Raw genomic sequence first — 16204 nt, 5'->3', positions numbered from 1 at the left:
CCGGGACGACGATCGTGCCGACCTGCGAGAGCCCTGTCCGCCGATGACGGCGGAACCCTGGGAGACCTGACATGACCGCCGAACCCGGCCGACCGGCCCCGCCGCCCTGCGTCGTCTGCATTCCCGCCCGGAACGAGGCGGAGCGTCTGCCGCGCCTTCTCGCCTCCCTGGCCGCGCAGGCCGGCGTCTCGGTCCGGGCTCCGCTCCGGGTCGTGGTCCTCGCCAACAGCTGCACGGACGGGACCGTCGCGGCGGTCCGGGAGGTCGAGGCCTCAGGCATCCTGGCGACGCTCGCGCTGCGCCTGATCGCGGTGGAGCTCACCGGCGCCGAGGCGCATGTCGGCACGGCGCGGCGCATGGCGCTCGACGCCGGCGCCGACTGGCTCGCGGCCGACGGAATCCCGGACGGGATCCTCCTCACCACCGACGCGGATGCCCGCCTGCCGGCCAACTGGGTGGCGGCCAACCTGCAGGCGCTCGAATCCGCCGACGTGGTCGGCGGCCGGCTCGTGATCGACGAGGATGACGGGGCGGCGGACCCGGAACTCGCGGCTCTGCACGCGCGCATCGAGCGCTACTGGTCGGGCGTCCGGCGCCTGGAAGACCTCCTCGACCCGCCTCCGCACGACCCCGCTCCGCGCCACGGCGATCACACCGGGGCGAGCCTCGCGGTTCCGGCCGCGCTGTACCGCGCGGTCGGCGGCCTGCCGCCGCTGCCCTGCGGCGAGGACAACGCCCTCGTCGGGCTGCTGCGCGCGCACGGCGCCCGCCTGCGCCACTGTCCGGACGTGCACGTGATGGTCTCGACGCGCCACCAGGGCCGGGTCGACGGCGGGATGGCCAGCGAGATGGCGCGCCGCGCCCGAGTCCTCGGCGGCGAAGCCTATCTCCTGCCCGAGGCCGGCCACTGGCAGGCGCTGATCCTGCGCCGGGCGGCGCTGCGCCGGGTCTTCCACCTGCCGTCGCCGGCGCGCGCCGCCGCCTGCGCGCGGCTCGGGCTCGGCGCCGACGACCTCGCGGCGGTCGGCGACTGCCCGAACGACATCGCCTTCGTGGAGCGGGCCGACCGGATCCTCGACTCGCGCAGCCCGCCGGCGCGGGAATGCCCCCTCGACCAGGCGCTCGCCGACCTCGACACCCTGGCGCGCGCCCTGAGGGACGCCGCGTGACCCGCGGGATCGGCTGGTACGTCCACCATCAGGGCGCCGGCCATTTCCAGCGGGCCCGGGCGGTGGCGGCCGCCCTGCCGCGCCCCTGCACGATCCTCGGCACGCTCACGGGCTTCGACACGGCCGGTCTCGACATCCTCGACCTGCCCGACGACCGGCCGCTCGGCGACGCGGCCTTTGACGGCCGGGACGGCACGTCGGAGCGGCCCGAGGCGCTGCATTACGCACCCCTGAACCATCGCGGCCTTCGCGCCCGGATGGCCCGCATCGCCGCCTGGGCGGAGCGGACGGATCCGGCGCTCATCGTGGTCGACGTCTCGGTGGAGGTGACGCTGTTCGCGCGCCTGCTGTCGGTGCCGACCCTGGTGGTCCGGCTCGCCGGCACACGGACCGACCCGCCGCATCTGGAGGCCTTCCGCAGCGCGACGCGGGTGCTCGCCGCTTTCCCCGAAGCGCTCGATGGCGCAGGCGTGCCGGACTGGGTGAGGGCGAAGACGCTCTATGCCGGGTTCCTCGGAGCGCCGGCTCACGCCGTGACCGAGGCCGGCCGGGACATCGTGGTGGTGTTCGGCCGCGGTGGTGCGGGCGGCGACGTGGCGCAGCTCGCGGCGGCGGCCCGATCCGTGCCCGACCGGCCCTGGCACGTCCTGGGGCCGGTCTCGGGGGCCGGTGAGATGCCCGACAACCTGCACCTGCACGGCTGGGTCCCCGATGTCGAGGCGCGGGTGGCGCGGGCGGCCCTTCTGGTCGGCGGCGGCGGCGACGGCGTGGTCGCGCTCGCGGCCGCGCAGGGCAAGCGCTTCCTCTGCCTCCCGGAGGAGCGGGCCTACGGGGAGCAGACCGAGAAGGCCGCCGCGCTCGCCCGCCTCGGCGCCGCGATCGTGCACGAGGGCTGGCCCCCGGCGGCGGCATGGCCGGACCTGATCCGGGCGGGTCTGGCGCTCGATCCGTCCGTGATCGGCGGATTGCACAACCCGGATGCGGTGCGCGCCTGCGCCGCCGCGATCGAGGCCCTCGCCCGGGGGGCGATCCGGAGCTGAGTGCGGGCGCCCATCCGCGACGGGCGCCCGGTCGGCTCAGCGTTCCGGTGGAGCGCCTTACGAGATCAGGTCGAGCTTCGAGGCCTGGATCCCGTCGGCCCGGATCGCGTCCGGGATGGCCGAGAAGTCGCGATATCCGGCCTCGCGCGCCATGGCATCGAGAGCCGTCTGCTCGTCGTCGGCCGCGCCCGTCCAGAGCACGGCGCCGCTCTTCGTCTGCTTGATCTGAAAGATGCTCATCGATCCCACCCGCGTCGCGACACCATCACCGCATCGACAACGTGGCCGCCGCCTCCGGGTTGCAGGACGGAACATCGCCGAGACGGCAGCCCCGTGCGACGGCGTCAGGCGCTGCGGCGACCCGGCACGAGCGCCCACAGGATCCCGACGAGCCAGCCGCCCATGAGGGCGAAGCCTCCGGTCGGGGCGGCCATCGGGAAGAGCGGGTGCTGCAGCCACGCCCGCACCGAGAGATCGCCGCAGAACAGGACCAGCCCGACGATCAGCAGTCCCGCCGCCGCCCGGGCGAGGGCCGGCCGCGCCCAACCGGCCGCGCCGAACCCGACGAGGGCCAGGATCGCCGGCGCGTGGAACAGCAGGAACTGCGCCGCCGTCTTCAGCGAGTCCGCCCCCGGGATATGGGCCGCGGCGGCACTGAGCGCGACACCGAGGAGGCCCGCGAGGCAGGCCAGCGCGGCGAGGGTGCGGTCGAGGCCCGCGAGCCTCATGCCCCGCGCTCGACCAGGAGCCTGGCGATCGCCGCGCGCAGTTCCGGAACGCCGCTGTCGTCGCGGCTCGACGTGAGGATCACCTGCGGGTAGGCGGCCGGGCGCCGGGCGAGCCCGGCCTCGATCCCCGCGATGCGGTCCGCCACCTCGCCCTTCTTGAGCGAGTCGCCCTTGGTCAGCACGACCTGATAGCTCACCGCCGCCTTGTCGAGGCCGTCGAGGACGTCGGTGTCGATCGACTTGAAGCCGTGGCGGGCGTCGATCAGCATGAACACCCGGGCGAGGCTGGAGCGGCCCTTGAGGTAGGCATGGATCAGCCGGGTCCAGGCCTCGACCTTGGCCTTCTCGACGGCGGCGTAGCCGTAGCCCGGCATATCGACCAGCGACAGGCGCTCGCCGATCCGGAAGAAGTTGAGCTGCTGCGTCCGCCCCGGCGTGTGCGAGGTCCGCGCCAGGGTGTTGCGGCCGGTGAGCGCGTTGATCAGGCTCGACTTGCCGACGTTCGAGCGGCCCGCGAAGGCGATCTCGACCCCCTCCATGGGCGGCAGCCGGTCCAGGGTCTGGGCCGCCGCGTAGAAATCGGCCGCCCCGGCGAACAGGAGACGGCCGGCCTCCACGAGACCGGCCGCGTCGTCGTCATTCTGTGTCACGGCAGTCCCGCCCGTCAGCCCTTGGTCGCGGCCGTCTTGGTGCCGCTGCCGCGCCGGAACGTGTTCCGCAGGTTGTCCCACAGCTCTACCTTCACGCCGTTGCGCCGCATGATGACGTATTGCTGCGTCACCGACAGGGTGTTGTTCCAGGCCCAGTAGATCACCAGGCCGGCCGGGAACGAGCCCAGCATGAAGGTGAACACGATCGGCATGAAGGTGAAGATCTGCGCCTGGACCGGGTCCGGCGGCGCGGGGTTCATCTTCATCTGCACGAACATGGTCACGCCCATGATCAGCGGCCAGACGCCGAGATGGACGAAGTCCGGCGCCGGGAAGGGCAGCAGGCCGAACAGGTTGACGATGCTCGTCGGATCCGGGGCGGCGAGATCGTGGATCCAGCCGAAGAACGGCGCGTGGCGCATCTCGATGGTGATGAACAGCACCTTGTAGAGCGCGAAGAAGACCGGGATCTGGATCAGCACCGGCCAGCAGCCGGCGACCGGATTGATCTTCTCCTTCTTGTACAGCTCCATCGTGGCCTGCTGCTGCTTCATGCGGTCGTCCTTGTACCGCTCGCGGATGGCCGCCATCTCGGGCTGCACGGCCTTCATCTTGGCCATGGACACGTAGGAGCGGTTGGCGATCGGCAGGAACAGCAGCTTCAGGCAGAAGGTCACCACCAGGATCGAGACGCCGAAATTGCCGAACAGGTGGTAGAAGAAGTCCAGCGCCCGGAACATCGGCTTGGTGATAAAGAAGAACCAGCCCCAATCGATCATCAGATCGAAGTGCTTGATGCCGAGGTCCTTCTCGTAGTTGTTGATCAGGTTGACTTCCTTGGCGCCGGCGAACAGGCGCTGGGTCGACGTCGCCGAGGCGCCCGCTGCCAGGTTCACGGCATCGCCGCGCACGCTCGCCTGGTAGACGTTGGTGGTGCCGTCGGTGCGGTCGGTGAAGGCGCCGGTATAGGGCGCGTCCTGGTTGGGGATCGCGGCCGCCGCCCAGTACTTGTCGGTGATGCCGACGAAGCCGCCGCTCACGCCGCTCCAGGCCTTGCCCTTCGTATTGGCGCCGCCATAGGCGCCCACCTTGGCGAGCTTGTCGTAGGTGAATTCCTGCAGGCCGTCGTTGCCGAGATAGCCGATCATGCCCTCGTGAAGGACGTAGTATCCCTGCGTGTGCGGCTTACCCCAGCGCGAGACGAGGCTGTAGGGGTAGAGGGTGACGGCGCCCGAACCCTTGTTCTCGATCTCGTCGCGGACCGTGAACATGTACTTGTCGTCGACCGCGAAGATCCGCTTGAAGACGAGGCCGGCGCCGTTGTCCCAGGTCAGGGTGACGGGCATGCCGGGCGAGAGCGTCTGGCCGTCGCTGGTCCAGAGGGTGTCGCTGGTGGGCAGCGGCCCGGCATTGGCGCCGACCCAGCCGAACTCGGCGTAGTAGGGCGTCTCGCTGCCGGCCGGCGAGAACAGAACGATCTCCGGGCTCTTGGGGTCGACGGTCTCGTGGTAGTTCTTGAGCGCGACGTCGTCGACGCGACCGCCCTTCAGGGCGATCGAGCCCGACAGCGCCGGGGTCTCGATGCGGACGCGCGGCGAACGCGCGAGGGCCGCCTCGCGGGAGACCGGACCGCCCTGCTGCGTCGGCAGCGTGCCGGGCGCCGGGGCTGCCGGGCCGCCCTCCTTGGGTGAGGCCGAAGGCACGCCGTCCGGGGTCACGCCCGGGGGCTGCTGCTGCTGCGCAGCCTTGTTCTGCGCCTCGATCAGGCGCTGCTGCTCCATGCGCGGGCCGGCCACGAAGTACTGCCAGCCGAGCAGCACCAGCAGCGACAGGCCGATGGCCACGAACATGTTCGTCTTGTCATTGCCCATCAGGGACACCGCCGCACGCGTTCGGAATGGTCTCGGGAGCGGCGCCGGTCCCGGAGGATCCGTGCGCACCCATGATTCGGGGATCTCTGTCGCGCTCTTGCGACGCAGCGATGTCGGCGTCGCCGGGCGGCGCGGGCCGGAGCGCATCGCGGGGGTTAGGTGTGGTCTTGGGCGCCCGCCCGCCAGACCGTCCGGAGGACCGATCGCCGCGGGGCGCGGCCGGACGGGTCACCGCGGGGATCGCCCGGCGCAGATCCTCCGACAGGGTCTCGAAGGCGGCATCCAGGGCCGGACGGCGCGCGATCAGCACGATGTCGGCCGGCAGGTTCGCGAGTGCGTCCGGAAGGTCGGCGGCGACCAGGCTCACGGCGGCGCGGAGGCGGCGGCGGATGCGATTGCGCTCCGTCGCGTGGCCGACGCGCTTCGTGATGGTGAAGCCGAGCCGCAGGCCGGGAACACCGTTCGGGTCCCGCAGCCGGCCCTGCGCGGTCATCCGCTCCGTGTGGAAGCGGCGCCCCTCGGCCGCGGCCAGGAAATCGGGTCGTTTCCTGAGCCGTTCGATCGTCGCCATCGATGGTTCGATCCCGGCCAATCCTCGACCCCGCGACGCGGCCGCCGTCCGGCAGCCGCGACCGCCAGGGTCCGAGCCGGCCTTAGGCCGACAGGCGCTTGCGGCCGTGGGCGCGGCGGCGCGCGATGACCTTGCGGCCGCCCGCGGTGGCCATGCGCGCCCGGAAGCCGTGGCGGCGCTTACGGACGAGCTTGCTCGGCTGGTAGGTTCTCTTCATGGCCCAGAGCCTTCAAAGGTCGAGGCGCGCTCGCGGGCGGCTGATGCCGCACCCGACCTTCACGCGTCCTTGGTTGTCTGCAAACACGAAGGGCGCCCAGGCGGGGCGCCACGTCGCGAGTGGCGGGCTTATGGCGGAAGGGTCTCGCGAAGTCAACGTTTCGCGGGGTTCGATCGGAGCCCCTCCGCGGCAGGTTCCGTGCCGGGTCGGGGTCGCTCAATGACCCTCGAACTGCATCAGGGCGCGCACCTCCACGCCCATGTCGCGCAGGCGCTGGGCGCCCCCGATCTCGGGCAGGTCGATGACGAAGCAGGCGGCCACGATCTCGGCCCCGATCTTCTGGAGCAGGTTCACCGCGGCGGTGGCGGTGCCGCCGGTGGCGATCAGGTCGTCGACCAGCAGCACCCGGTCGCCGGGCTTCACCGCATCGACGTGGATCTCGATCTCGTCGGTGCCGTATTCGAGGGCGTAGGCCATCGAGACGGTCTTGTGGGGCAGCTTGCCCTTCTTGCGGATCGGCACGAACCCGCAGGACAGCTGGTGGGCGATGGCCCCCCCCAGGATGAAGCCCCTGGCCTCGATGCCGGCCACCTGGTGGATATGCCCGCCCGCGTAGGGGTGCACCAGCGCGTCGACCGCCCGCCGGAACGCCCGCGGATCGCTGAGCAGGGTGGTGATGTCGCGGAAGATGATGCCGGGCTTGGGATAGTCGGGGATCGAGCGGATCGATTCCTTCAGCGCGACGTGGCGGCGGGCTTCCATGCGTTCGGCCTTTTGTGGAGAACCGCGGGCTTAAAGCAGAAGCCCGGGGCCCTGACCAGCTTGGGGCGGTTCAGGCCGCCTGCACCTTCTTGAGGATGGCGACGAGCTCCCGGTGCAGCCCCTCGTTGCCGCAGGCCACCGAGCGCGGCGCCAGCGGCTCGGCCGCGCCGTCCGCCGAGGTCACGTAGCCCCCCGCCTCGCGCACCAGGATCACGCCGGCGGCGAAATCGTAGGTCTGGAGGTCGCGCTCCCAGTAGGCGTCGAGACGCCCGCAGGCGACGTAGGCCATGTCGAGGGCCGCCGAGCCCATCCGGCGGGTGCCCCCCGCCACCGCCATGACGGCGCCGACCTCGCGCAGGAGGCGCGGATGGCTGCCGCGGCCGAGATACGGCGTGCCGTAGGCCACCAGCGCGTCGGCCATGTCCTGGCGGCCGGAGACGCGCAGGCGCCGGTTGTTCAGGTAGGCGCCCTTGCCGCGCTCGGCGACGAACAGTTCGTCCTTGATCGGATCGAAGATCACGCCGGCGACGATCTGGCCCTCGCGCTCCAGGCCGACCGAGACCGCGAAATGCGGCACCCCGTGCAGGAAGTTCGCGGTGCCGTCGAGCGGGTCGACGTGCCAGGTGTGGCTCTTGTCGGTGCCCTCGATGATCCCGCCCTCCTCCAGCACGAGGCTGTAGCCCGGACGTGCCTTCATCAGGGCCTCGCGCACCACCTCCTCGGCCTTGCGGTCGGCGGCCGAGACGAAATCGCCCGGACCCTTGCGCGAGACCTGCAGGTTCTCGACCTCGCCGAAGTCGCGGCGCAGGCCGCGGGCGGCCTTGCGCACGGCATCGACCATGACGGTCATGAGCGGTGAGGAGATCATTTTATAAGACTTTTCGCAGGGAGACTTGGCGCCGTGGTTACAGGGGCGCGCCGGAAAAGACGAGATGGGGATACGTGCGGGCTGCCGGCGCGCGTCGGGAAGGGCACCGCGGCGCCCCCTCCCCCCTCTGCGGGGGAGGCTGGCCCCTGCGTCGGCAGGGGTCTGGAGAGGGGAACCCGGGTTCAGGACGGGGCGCGACCGGCAAGGTGGCCAAAGCCTTCTTCCGCACCATCGCTCCCCTCTCCCGCCCCCCTTCGAGGGGCCGCCCTCCCCCGCGGAGGGGGGGAGGGAGATGCGCGGTGAGCGCCCGAATAGGAAGGATTCTACTCCGCCGCCTCGACGAACACCGTCCCGGCGCGCGGGAGGTCGAGGGCCTCCCAGGTCTCCGTCAGAGCCGCGGCCAGGCGTTCGATGTGCCCGGCATCGTGGAACGGCGAGGGCGTGATCCGCAGGCGCTCGGTGCCGCGCGGCACCGTCGGGTAGTTGATCGGCTGGATGTAGATCGCGTGCTGCTCCAGCAGGTGGTCGGCCGCCGCCTTGCACAGCTCGGCGTCGCCGACCATCACCGGCACGATGTGCGTCTCGGTCTCCAGGACCGGCAGGCCGGCCTCCGTCAGGGCCGCCTTGGTGGCCGCCGCCTGCCGCTGGTGCGCCTCGCGCTCGACGTTGGAGCGCTTGAGGTAGCGCACGGAGGCCCGGGCGGCCGCCGCCACCGCGGGCGGCAGCGCCGTGGTGAAGATGAAGCCGGGTGCGAAGCTGCGCACCGCGTCGCAGATCGCCGCCGAGGCGGTGATGTAGCCGCCCACGCAGCCGAAACCCTTCGCGAGCGTGCCCTCGATCACGTCGACCCGGTGCATCACCCCGTCCCGCTCGGCGATGCCGCCGCCCCGTTCGCCGTAGAGGCCGACCGCGTGGACTTCGTCCAGGTAGGTCATCGCCCCGTAGCGCTCGGCCAGGTCGCAGATCCGGCCGATCGGCGCCACGTCGCCGTCCATGGAATAGACCGACTCGAACAGGATCAGCTTGGGCCGGTCGCCGGCCTCCTGCAGCAGCGCCTCGAGGTGCTGAAGGTCGTTGTGGCGGAAAATCCTCTTGTCGCAGCCCGAATGGCGCACGCCCTCGATCATCGAGTTGTGATTGAAGGCGTCGGACAGGATCAGGCAGTCCGGGATCAGCTTGGCGATGGTCGAGATGCCCGCCTGGTTCGAGACGTAGCCCGAGGTGAAGACGAGGCCGGCCTCCTTGCCGTGGAGATCGGCGAGTTCCCGCTCGAGATCGACCAGCGGCGAGTTGTTGCCCGCGATGTTGCGGGTGCCGCCGGCACCGACGCCGCAGCGGGCGGCGGTGTCGGTCATGGCGGCCACCACCTCCTTGTGCTGGCCCATGCCGAGGTAGTCGTTGGAGCACCAGACCGTGATCTCGGCGGTCCTGCCGTCGGGCTGACGCCATTTCGCTGTGGGAAAGCGGCCGGAGATGCGCTCGATATCGGCGAAGACACGGTAGCGCCGCTCGCCGTGCAGTTGCTCCAGGGCGCCGCGGAAATAGCGCTCGTAGCCAGAACCGGCGCGCGTCGATCCCGCGGGGGCGAGCATCGGGCTTGGCATCCGGGTGACGGTCATCGAGCGTCCTTCGTGTGTTCGGCCATGCGGGCGGCACCGCGGCGGTGCTCCGGTCCCGCGATCGAGGTCCGGCCTCGGTTCAGTCCTTCGCGTGATGGGGGGAGGATAAGCGCGGATCTGGAACTGGTTCAAGGTAAGGTTCCGGCATCGCTGCGTTGCATCCGTTGATAGGCCCGTGCAAAGCCGCTAGCCTCGTCGCCTCAGAACCGGTCGAACGCCCCTGCAGATCTTGCCGTCATCGATGCCGCCACGACCGCCGACGGGCGGCGGCCACCTTGCGACTGCCCGGGTTCGGCGCGCGATCTTGCGGCGACGAAGGGTCGCGCGGTGACCCGCGCCGCGGACGAGCGGGCGGCGCGCCTGAAGGCGGCGCTCCGGGAGAACCTGCGCCGCCGCAAGGCGCAGGGACGCGGCCGCGCCGAGGGCGTGCCGGCGCCGGACGAGGCTCGGTCCCGGGAGAACGGGGGCGATCAAAGCGGTCCTGATTCCGACAAATCCGGTCTATAGGGAACGGCCAAGCCTGGGCGCCTCGGCGCCCGCGAGCATTTCGGCCGGCCGCGCGCCCTGCAGGTGCGTCGCCCGAGGACACAGCATGGACCGCATCCACATCACCGGCGGCGCGCCGCTCAACGGCGTGATCCCGATCTCGGGCGCCAAGAACGCGGCGCTGCCGCTGATGATCGCGAGCCTGCTCACCGGCGAGACGCTCGAGCTGATCAACGTGCCCCGGCTCGCCGACATCGCCGCATTGACGCGGATCCTCGGCAACCACGGCGTCGACCACATGGTCGTCGGCAAGCGCCCGGGGCAGACCACCGAGACCGGCCAGACCATCCGGCTCACCGCCTCGAACGTCATCGACACCACCGCGCCCTACGACCTGGTCTCGACCATGCGGGCGAGCTTCTGGGTGATCGCGCCGCTGCTCGCCCGGTTCGGCGAGGCCAAGGTCTCGCTGCCCGGCGGTTGCGCCATCGGCACCCGGCCGGTCGATCTGCTGATCATGGCCCTGGAGAGGCTCGGGGCCGAGATCGAGATCGATGCCGGCTACGTGGTCGCCAGGACCAAGAACGGCCTGCGCGGGGCCGAGATCACCTTCCCCAAGGTGACGGTGGGGGGCACGCACGTGGCGCTGATGGCCGCCGCCCTCGCCTACGGGACCACGGTGATCGAGAACGCCGCCCGCGAGCCCGAGGTGGTCGACCTCGCCGAGTGCCTGAACAAGATGGGCGCCAAGATCCGCGGCGCCGGCACGCCGCGGATCGAGATCGAGGGCGTGGCCCGGCTGGGGGGCGCCCGCCATGCGGTGCTGCCCGACCGGATCGAGACCGGCACCTACGCCATGGCGGTGGCGATGGCCGGCGGCGACGTCACCCTGAAGGACACCCGGGCCGACCTGCTGCACTCCGCCCTCGACATCCTGTCGACCACCGGGGCCGAGATCAGCCAGGTCGAGGGCGGCATCCGCGTCCGCCGCAACGGCGCCGGCCTCGCGGCGGTCGACGTGACGACCGATCCCTTCCCCGGATTCCCCACGGATCTGCAGGCGCAGTTCATGGCGCTGATGACCCTCGCCAAGGGCCAGTCGCACATCCGCGAGACGATCTTCGAGAACCGGTTCATGCACGTCCAGGAGCTGGCCCGGCTCGGCGCCAAGATCCGGCTGGAGGGCGACCTCGCCATCGTCGAGGGCGTGGAACGGCTGAAGGGCGCGCCCGTGATGGCCACCGACCTGCGCGCCTCGGTGTCCCTGGTCATCGCCGGCCTCGCCGCCGAGGGCGAGACCCAGATCAACCGGGTCTACCACCTCGACCGGGGCTTCGAGGCGCTGGAGGCCAAGCTCGGCCGCTGCGGCGCGCGGATCGAGCGGGTCCGGGCGTGAGGCGCTGACACGGGGCGCCGCTCCGGGGCCCCCGCTCCCTCAATCCTCGATCTGCCCGCGCGCGTAGCCGAAGCCCGGGATCTCGCAGCCGCAGGGCGCGTTCGGCGGCGCGGGTCGCGTCAGGCACGTGCCGCGGGCGGTGGCGCAGACGCTGTCATCCCATCGGGGCCGCACGTAACGGTGGCGCCCCGGCGGACGGGGCCGGTCGTAATCGTCCTCGGGCGGCGGAGGGGGCGGAGGCGGAGGCGGTCGCCGGTCATAGTCGTCGGCCGGCGGCGGCGGCGGCCGACGCCCCGGCGGGGGCGGCCCGTAATCCTCGCGGTCCGGGCCGGGCCGACCGTAGATGTAGGGCCTCGCGTCGGGGCCGACCTGCGCGCCCGCGGGACCGGCCGCCGGCATGCCCAGCGCCAGCGCGGCCACGACCGCGCACACCGTACGTCTACCCATCCTCGATCCCGCCTCGGCCCGCCTGCCGATCCCTGTACGCGACGGCGCTGGGCTGAACCTGGGGCCCGTCCGGGATCGCGATCCCCGACCCGGCCGTTGCCCGAACGGATCCGCGCCGCTACCTACGCCCTGCCGCGGGCCGACCGCACCGTGTTCGGCCCGCGTCCCGTTCCTTCCAAGGACCCTCTGCATGGAGCTGCTCAGGCTCGCCGCCCTCGACACCGAAGACCTGACCGTGATCTCCGCCCATCTGCAGGACGCGATCCTGCGCCCGGAAGACGTGACCTACCTCGCCGGCGAGCAGCGCTTCCTCATGGCGGTGCGGCGCTTCGACTGGACGCCGGACGTCCCGCCCCGGCGGCGCCTCGCGGGCGTGCACGTCGAGCGCGTCCGCGGGGCGAAGAGCCGCGGCCTGACTCCGGGCGACGCCACCCCCCTGAGCCTGCTCGCCGTCACCTTCGAGCCGACGGACGCGCCCTCCGGGCATATCGACCTCGTCTTCTCCGGCGGCGCGGCGCTGCGGCTGGAGGTCGAGTGCATCGAGGTCCGCATGAAGGATCTCGGCCCCGTCTGGGAGTCGGTCGCCCGCCCCGGCCACGACATCGACACGTCCGCCGGCACGGCGGCCTGACGCGAGACAGAGGCACCCGATGGTCCGGCTCGACAGCAGCGATCCCAGTTTTTCCGCCGCCTTCGCACGCCTGCTCACGGTGAAGCGGGAGATCGCCGAGGACGTCGACGAGGCGGTGCGCGGCATCATCGCCGACGTCGTCGCCCGCGGCGACACGGCCCTGGTCGAGTTCACCCGGCGTTTCGACCGGCTCGGCGCGGATTTCTCGACGGCGCGCCTCCGGGTCACCGAGGCGGAGATCGCCGCGGCGGTCACGGCCTGCCCGCCCGAATCCCTGGAGGCCCTTCGCCTCGCCGCCGAGCGGATCGAGAGCTTCCACCGGGCCCAGCGGCCGACGGACCACCGGGCCACCGACGCCCTCGGCGTCACGGCCGGCTGGCGCTGGACGGCGCTGGAATCGGTGGGCCTCTACGTCCCGGGCGGAACGGCGAGCTATCCCTCCTCGGTCCTGATGAACGCGCTCCCGGCCCGCGTCGCGGGGGTGCCGCGCGTGGTCATGGTCGTGCCGACCCCGGACGGCCAGATGAACCCGCTGGTCCTGGCCGCGGCGCAGCTCGCGGGCGTGCACGAGATCTACCGGGTGGGCGGTGCCCAGGCGGTGGCGGCGCTCGCCTACGGCACCGACACCATCGCGCCGGTCGCCAAGATCGTCGGTCCGGGCAACGCCTGGGTGGCGGCCGCCAAGCGCCGGGTCTTCGGGCAGGTCGGCATCGACATGATCGCCGGTCCCTCCGAGGTCCTGATCCTGGCCGACGGCCACGCCAATCCGGACTGGATCGCCGCCGACCTGCTGGCCCAGGCCGAGCACGACGTCGCCGCCCAGGCGATCCTGATCACCGACAGCGCCGAACTTGCCGACGCCGTGGAGGGCGCGGTGGAGCGCGCCCTCACCACGCTGCCCCGCCGGGAGATCGCCCGGGCGAGCTGGCGCGACTACGGCGCCATCGTGCGCGTCCGGGACTTCGACGAGGCCGTGCCCCTCGTCGACCGCCTCGCCCCCGAGCATCTCGAGATCGAGACCCAGGACGCCGAGGCGCTGGCCGCCAAGGTCCGCAATGCCGGGGCGATCTTCCTCGGCTCGCACACGCCGGAGGCGATCGGCGACTACGTCGGCGGCCCCAACCACGTCCTGCCGACCGCCCGTTCGGCCCGGTTCTCCTCCGGACTGGGCGTCCTCGACTTCATGAAGCGGACCACGATCCTCGCCTGCACGCCGGAGAGCTTGCGGGCGCTCGGCCCGGCGGCGATAAACCTCGGCCGGTCCGAGGGCCTGGAGGGGCACGCCCGCTCCGTCGCGATCCGGTTGAACCTGTGAGGCTTTGGGGATGGCGGAGAAGCAGCGCGGGCCGAACCGCCTCGCGAAGGTGAGCCTCGACGAGGCATCGATTGCCCGCGGCAATCCCGATCAGGAACATGAACGGGCGATCGCGCTATTTGATATCCTGGAGGACAATTCCTTCACCATCCCCGGCCGGGAAGGTCCCTACGCGCTGACGCTCGGCCTCGTCGAGAACAAGCTGTCCTTCGCCATCACCACCGTGGACGGCGAGCCGGTGATGACCCACCTCCTGTCGCTGACCCCGTTCCGGCGGGTGATCCGCGACTACAAGATGATCTGCGAGAGCTACTACAACGCGATCCGAACCGCCTCGCCGTCACAGATCGAGGCGATCGACATGGGCCGGCGCGGCCTGCACAACGAGGCGTCCGAGACGCTGAAACAGCGCCTTGAGGGAAAGGTCGACCTCGACCACGACACGGCGCGGCGCCTGTTCACCCTGATCTTCGCCCTGCACTGGAAGGGCTAGGGCGCCCTACGCGCCGATTGGCGATGGCTGAGCCGCTTCCGACGCCCCTCCCCCCGCCCGTTCCAAAGAAGCGGCGGGTCCAATCCGTCCTGTTCATGTGCAACTTCAACGCGGTGCGTTCGGCGGCCGCGGAGGCGATCGCGCGGGCCTATTTCGGCAAGTCCACCTACGTGCAGTCCGCCGGGGTGCGCTCCGGCGAACCCACCGACCCGTTCATGATCGCCGCCCTCGACGAGGTCGGCATCGACGCGAGCCGGCACCGTCCCCGCACCATCGAGGAGCTGGAGGATTGGGAGGGGCTGAACTTCGACCTGATCATCACCCTCGCCCCGGAGGCGCATCACCGGGCCCTGGCCCTGACCCACACCCTCGCCGCCGATGTCGAGTACTGGCCGACCCCGGACCCGACGCTGGTGCAGGAGGCCTCCCGCGAGCAGCGCCTGGACGCCTATCGCGACGTCCGCGACGGGCTGACCCAGCGGATCAAGGCCCGGCTAAAGTCCTAGCGGAGGCAGGCCCCGCCTCGAGGTCCGGGCCAAGCCCGCATCCGCACGCGCGCGCGGACCCGATCCCGCGGGCCGAAGATCTCCGGGAATCGAAGCGTTCGGCTGCATCCCACGGGCCCGACATCGCGGCCGATGACATCCGAGGCGCGTCGTCGTGGATCCGGTTCATAGATCTTCTGTCTGAATGCCGCAGGTTCGACTTTCTGGTACAAAGATCACGTCGAGACCGATTCGGTAAATTTCCTATGCGCAACTTGTATAAATTCCATGTGTCGTTTGCGATATACATGCTTCTGACCGCAACTTCCGGCGCTCAGTGGACCCCCGCCGGCGGATTACTGGACGTACCGGTGACGCAGGACTGCTCGATGACCGCCGGCATGGTCGCGTCGGCCAAACCGGATGGCATCATCCTGTGTCCATCGCGCGCGAAGGAGGTCGATGCGCAGGTCCCGGACGCGAGCCATTTCTACCTCGTCCACGCCTATGGCCATCTGGCCATTCACACATCGTCGAAGAAGCTGGCCGATTGCTGGGCGGCCCACAAGCTTGCGGCGGCGCCGAACGGCCAGCACTACGTCAGACAGTGGATCAGACACTGGCGCATGTACGGAAAAAACGATTCCGTCTACGGCGAGCCCGAGGGCAGGATCGCCAACGTACGAAGCTGTTGTGCCTGCGGCGTCTAGGGCGCGCTCCGACGCAGTGGTCCCGGTTCATCGAAGGAGAGCGCGTCACAACACGGGCCAACGCCGGGACGGCGTGGAGCGCCCGCCCGGGCGGCAGGCGTCATCGCGCGCGGTGCGGACGTCAGCCGCGACCGCCGATCAGCCAAGCCCGGATCCGGCCCGCAAGCAACGGACGGGCGCGGTCCACATCCTCATCGTCGAGGAGCGGGGAACCCGCCAACGCGGCGAGATAGGCGTCCTCAGGGGCTCGGCACGCTTTGAAGGCGGCGTCGGCGGCCCGGTCCGGCCCGCTCAGCGCCGCCTCGATCCGGAAGTTGCGGCTGAGGCAGGAGCGCCAGTCCTGATGCCGCGAGGCGGCCGCGTCGTCGGCCCGGGCCGTGCAGGAGGCGCACACGAGCAAGAGGGCGGCGAGCGGCAACACCGGCGACACGGGGCGGGCTGGCGGCATCGATCGAGCACTCCGTCCGGGGACGGAATGGCGCCGACACGGTTAGCATCCGGTTAAGAGGCGGCCACGGGAAGCAGGCGGCGCGCCCGGGACACCGGCTTCGGTTTGGACGGGACCCGGCCGGTGCCCGGCCGTCACGCCGGCCTGGGCGGGTTCGGCTCAGCGGTTTGCGGTGGTGACCGGCGAGGTGACGCCGCCGAGGGACACCCAGGCGACGGAGTCCTGGCTCTCGCGCTTGATGAACACGTAGCCGGTCTTGTGCCAGGGCAGGATCGCGTTGGTCTTGTTGTCGAGCACG

21 protein-coding genes are annotated in these 16204 nt (G+C 71.3%); 9 read left to right on the top strand and 12 right to left on the bottom strand.

Annotation, left to right across the window (positions count from 1 at the left end; genetic code table 11):
* The first annotated feature begins 71 nt into the window (after positions 1 to 71).
* Both MKL01_RS21105 and MKL01_RS21100 read left to right on the top strand, forming a co-directional pair.
* Positions 72 to 1169: a glycosyltransferase gene (locus tag MKL01_RS21105; RefSeq protein ID WP_243907147.1), complete on the top strand. Its 1098-nt coding sequence runs from the start codon at positions 72 to 74 to the stop codon at positions 1167 to 1169.
* Positions 1166 to 2209: a glycosyltransferase gene (locus MKL01_RS21100; protein ID WP_243907146.1), complete on the top strand. Its 1044-nt coding sequence runs from the start codon at positions 1166 to 1168 to the stop codon at positions 2207 to 2209. The genes MKL01_RS21105 and MKL01_RS21100 overlap by 4 nt, the downstream gene beginning before the upstream one ends.
* A gap of 57 nt (positions 2210 to 2266) precedes the next feature.
* On the opposite strand, the gene MKL01_RS21095 is transcribed toward MKL01_RS21100, so the two are convergent.
* The 9 genes from MKL01_RS21095 to hemA form a co-directional block, all read right to left on the bottom strand.
* The gene (locus MKL01_RS21095; RefSeq protein WP_243907145.1) at positions 2267 to 2449 is read right to left on the bottom strand and encodes a hypothetical protein; all 183 of its coding nucleotides are present in this window, start codon (positions 2447 to 2449) and stop codon (positions 2267 to 2269) included.
* Between the two features lie 104 nt (positions 2450 to 2553).
* The gene (locus tag MKL01_RS21090; RefSeq protein WP_243907144.1) at positions 2554 to 2937 is read right to left on the bottom strand and encodes a DUF423 domain-containing protein; all 384 of its coding nucleotides are present in this window, start codon (positions 2935 to 2937) and stop codon (positions 2554 to 2556) included.
* The gene (yihA, locus tag MKL01_RS21085) at positions 2934 to 3587 is read right to left on the bottom strand and encodes a ribosome biogenesis GTP-binding protein YihA/YsxC (RefSeq protein WP_243907143.1); all 654 of its coding nucleotides are present in this window, start codon (positions 3585 to 3587) and stop codon (positions 2934 to 2936) included. Before yihA ends, MKL01_RS21090 begins: the two co-directional genes overlap by 4 nt.
* 14 nt (positions 3588 to 3601) lie before the next feature.
* Positions 3602 to 5458: a membrane protein insertase YidC gene (gene yidC / locus MKL01_RS21080; RefSeq protein ID WP_243907142.1), complete on the bottom strand. Its 1857-nt coding sequence runs from the start codon at positions 5456 to 5458 to the stop codon at positions 3602 to 3604.
* Positions 5448 to 6029, bottom strand: coding sequence for a ribonuclease P protein component (rnpA, locus tag MKL01_RS21075; protein ID WP_243907141.1), 582 nt, complete (start codon positions 6027 to 6029; stop codon positions 5448 to 5450). Before rnpA ends, yidC begins: the two co-directional genes overlap by 11 nt.
* 82 nt (positions 6030 to 6111) lie before the next feature.
* Entirely contained in the window at positions 6112 to 6246 is a 135-nt protein-coding gene (gene rpmH, locus MKL01_RS21070; protein WP_007558110.1) for a 50S ribosomal protein L34, read from the bottom strand.
* 216 nt (positions 6247 to 6462) lie between these two features.
* A complete protein-coding gene (locus MKL01_RS21065) occupies positions 6463 to 7008 on the bottom strand; it encodes an adenine phosphoribosyltransferase (RefSeq protein WP_243907140.1) in 546 nt (181 codons plus the stop codon).
* Positions 7009 to 7078: 70 nt separating this feature from the next.
* Positions 7079 to 7876: an inositol monophosphatase family protein gene (locus MKL01_RS21060; protein WP_243907139.1), complete on the bottom strand. Its 798-nt coding sequence runs from the start codon at positions 7874 to 7876 to the stop codon at positions 7079 to 7081.
* Positions 7877 to 8199: 323 nt separating this feature from the next.
* Positions 8200 to 9495 carry a 5-aminolevulinate synthase gene (hemA, locus tag MKL01_RS21055; protein WP_279604775.1) on the bottom strand — a complete coding sequence of 432 codons (1296 nt, stop codon included), beginning with the start codon at positions 9493 to 9495 and terminating at the stop codon, positions 8200 to 8202.
* 327 nt (positions 9496 to 9822) lie between these two features.
* On the opposite strand from hemA, the gene MKL01_RS21050 reads away from it, so the two are divergent.
* Both MKL01_RS21050 and murA read left to right on the top strand, forming a co-directional pair.
* Positions 9823 to 10002, top strand: coding sequence for a hypothetical protein (locus tag MKL01_RS21050; RefSeq protein WP_243907138.1), 180 nt, complete (start codon positions 9823 to 9825; stop codon positions 10000 to 10002).
* 85 nt (positions 10003 to 10087) lie between these two features.
* On the top strand, positions 10088 to 11377 hold the full coding sequence (gene murA / locus MKL01_RS21045; protein WP_243907137.1) for a UDP-N-acetylglucosamine 1-carboxyvinyltransferase: 1290 nt from the start codon (positions 10088 to 10090) through the stop codon (positions 11375 to 11377).
* A 39-nt stretch (positions 11378 to 11416) separates the two neighbouring features.
* On the opposite strand, the gene MKL01_RS21040 is transcribed toward murA, so the two are convergent.
* Entirely contained in the window at positions 11417 to 11824 is a 408-nt protein-coding gene (locus MKL01_RS21040; RefSeq protein WP_243907136.1) for a hypothetical protein, read from the bottom strand.
* A gap of 190 nt (positions 11825 to 12014) precedes the next feature.
* On the opposite strand from MKL01_RS21040, the gene MKL01_RS21035 reads away from it, so the two are divergent.
* The 5 genes from MKL01_RS21035 to MKL01_RS21015 all read left to right on the top strand — a co-directional run bounded on the left by MKL01_RS21035 (position 12015) and on the right by MKL01_RS21015 (position 15458).
* The gene (locus MKL01_RS21035) at positions 12015 to 12455 is read left to right on the top strand and encodes a DUF2948 family protein (protein ID WP_243907135.1); all 441 of its coding nucleotides are present in this window, start codon (positions 12015 to 12017) and stop codon (positions 12453 to 12455) included.
* 19 nt (positions 12456 to 12474) lie between these two features.
* Entirely contained in the window at positions 12475 to 13770 is a 1296-nt protein-coding gene (hisD, locus tag MKL01_RS21030; protein WP_243907134.1) for a histidinol dehydrogenase, read from the top strand.
* A gap of 10 nt (positions 13771 to 13780) precedes the next feature.
* On the top strand, positions 13781 to 14263 hold the full coding sequence (locus MKL01_RS21025; RefSeq protein ID WP_243907133.1) for a UPF0262 family protein: 483 nt from the start codon (positions 13781 to 13783) through the stop codon (positions 14261 to 14263).
* Positions 14264 to 14286: 23 nt separating this feature from the next.
* A complete protein-coding gene (locus tag MKL01_RS21020) occupies positions 14287 to 14769 on the top strand; it encodes a low molecular weight phosphatase family protein (protein ID WP_243907132.1) in 483 nt (160 codons plus the stop codon).
* Between the two features lie 287 nt (positions 14770 to 15056).
* Positions 15057 to 15458, top strand: coding sequence for a hypothetical protein (locus MKL01_RS21015; protein ID WP_243907131.1), 402 nt, complete (start codon positions 15057 to 15059; stop codon positions 15456 to 15458).
* A 121-nt stretch (positions 15459 to 15579) separates the two neighbouring features.
* Here the strand turns inward: MKL01_RS21015 and MKL01_RS21010 are convergent, their stop codons facing one another.
* Positions 15580 to 15906 carry a hypothetical protein gene (locus MKL01_RS21010; RefSeq protein WP_243907130.1) on the bottom strand — a complete coding sequence of 109 codons (327 nt, stop codon included), beginning with the start codon at positions 15904 to 15906 and terminating at the stop codon, positions 15580 to 15582.
* Between the two features lie 159 nt (positions 15907 to 16065).
* The coding region (locus tag MKL01_RS21005) for a transglutaminase-like cysteine peptidase (protein ID WP_243907278.1) at positions 16066 to 16204 on the bottom strand (139 nt) is incomplete at its 5' end.

The organism is Methylobacterium sp. J-070, assembly GCF_022829385.1.
Taxonomy (GTDB): Bacteria; Pseudomonadota; Alphaproteobacteria; order Rhizobiales; family Beijerinckiaceae; genus Methylobacterium.
This window is presented reverse-complemented; position numbering and strand designations above follow the sequence as displayed.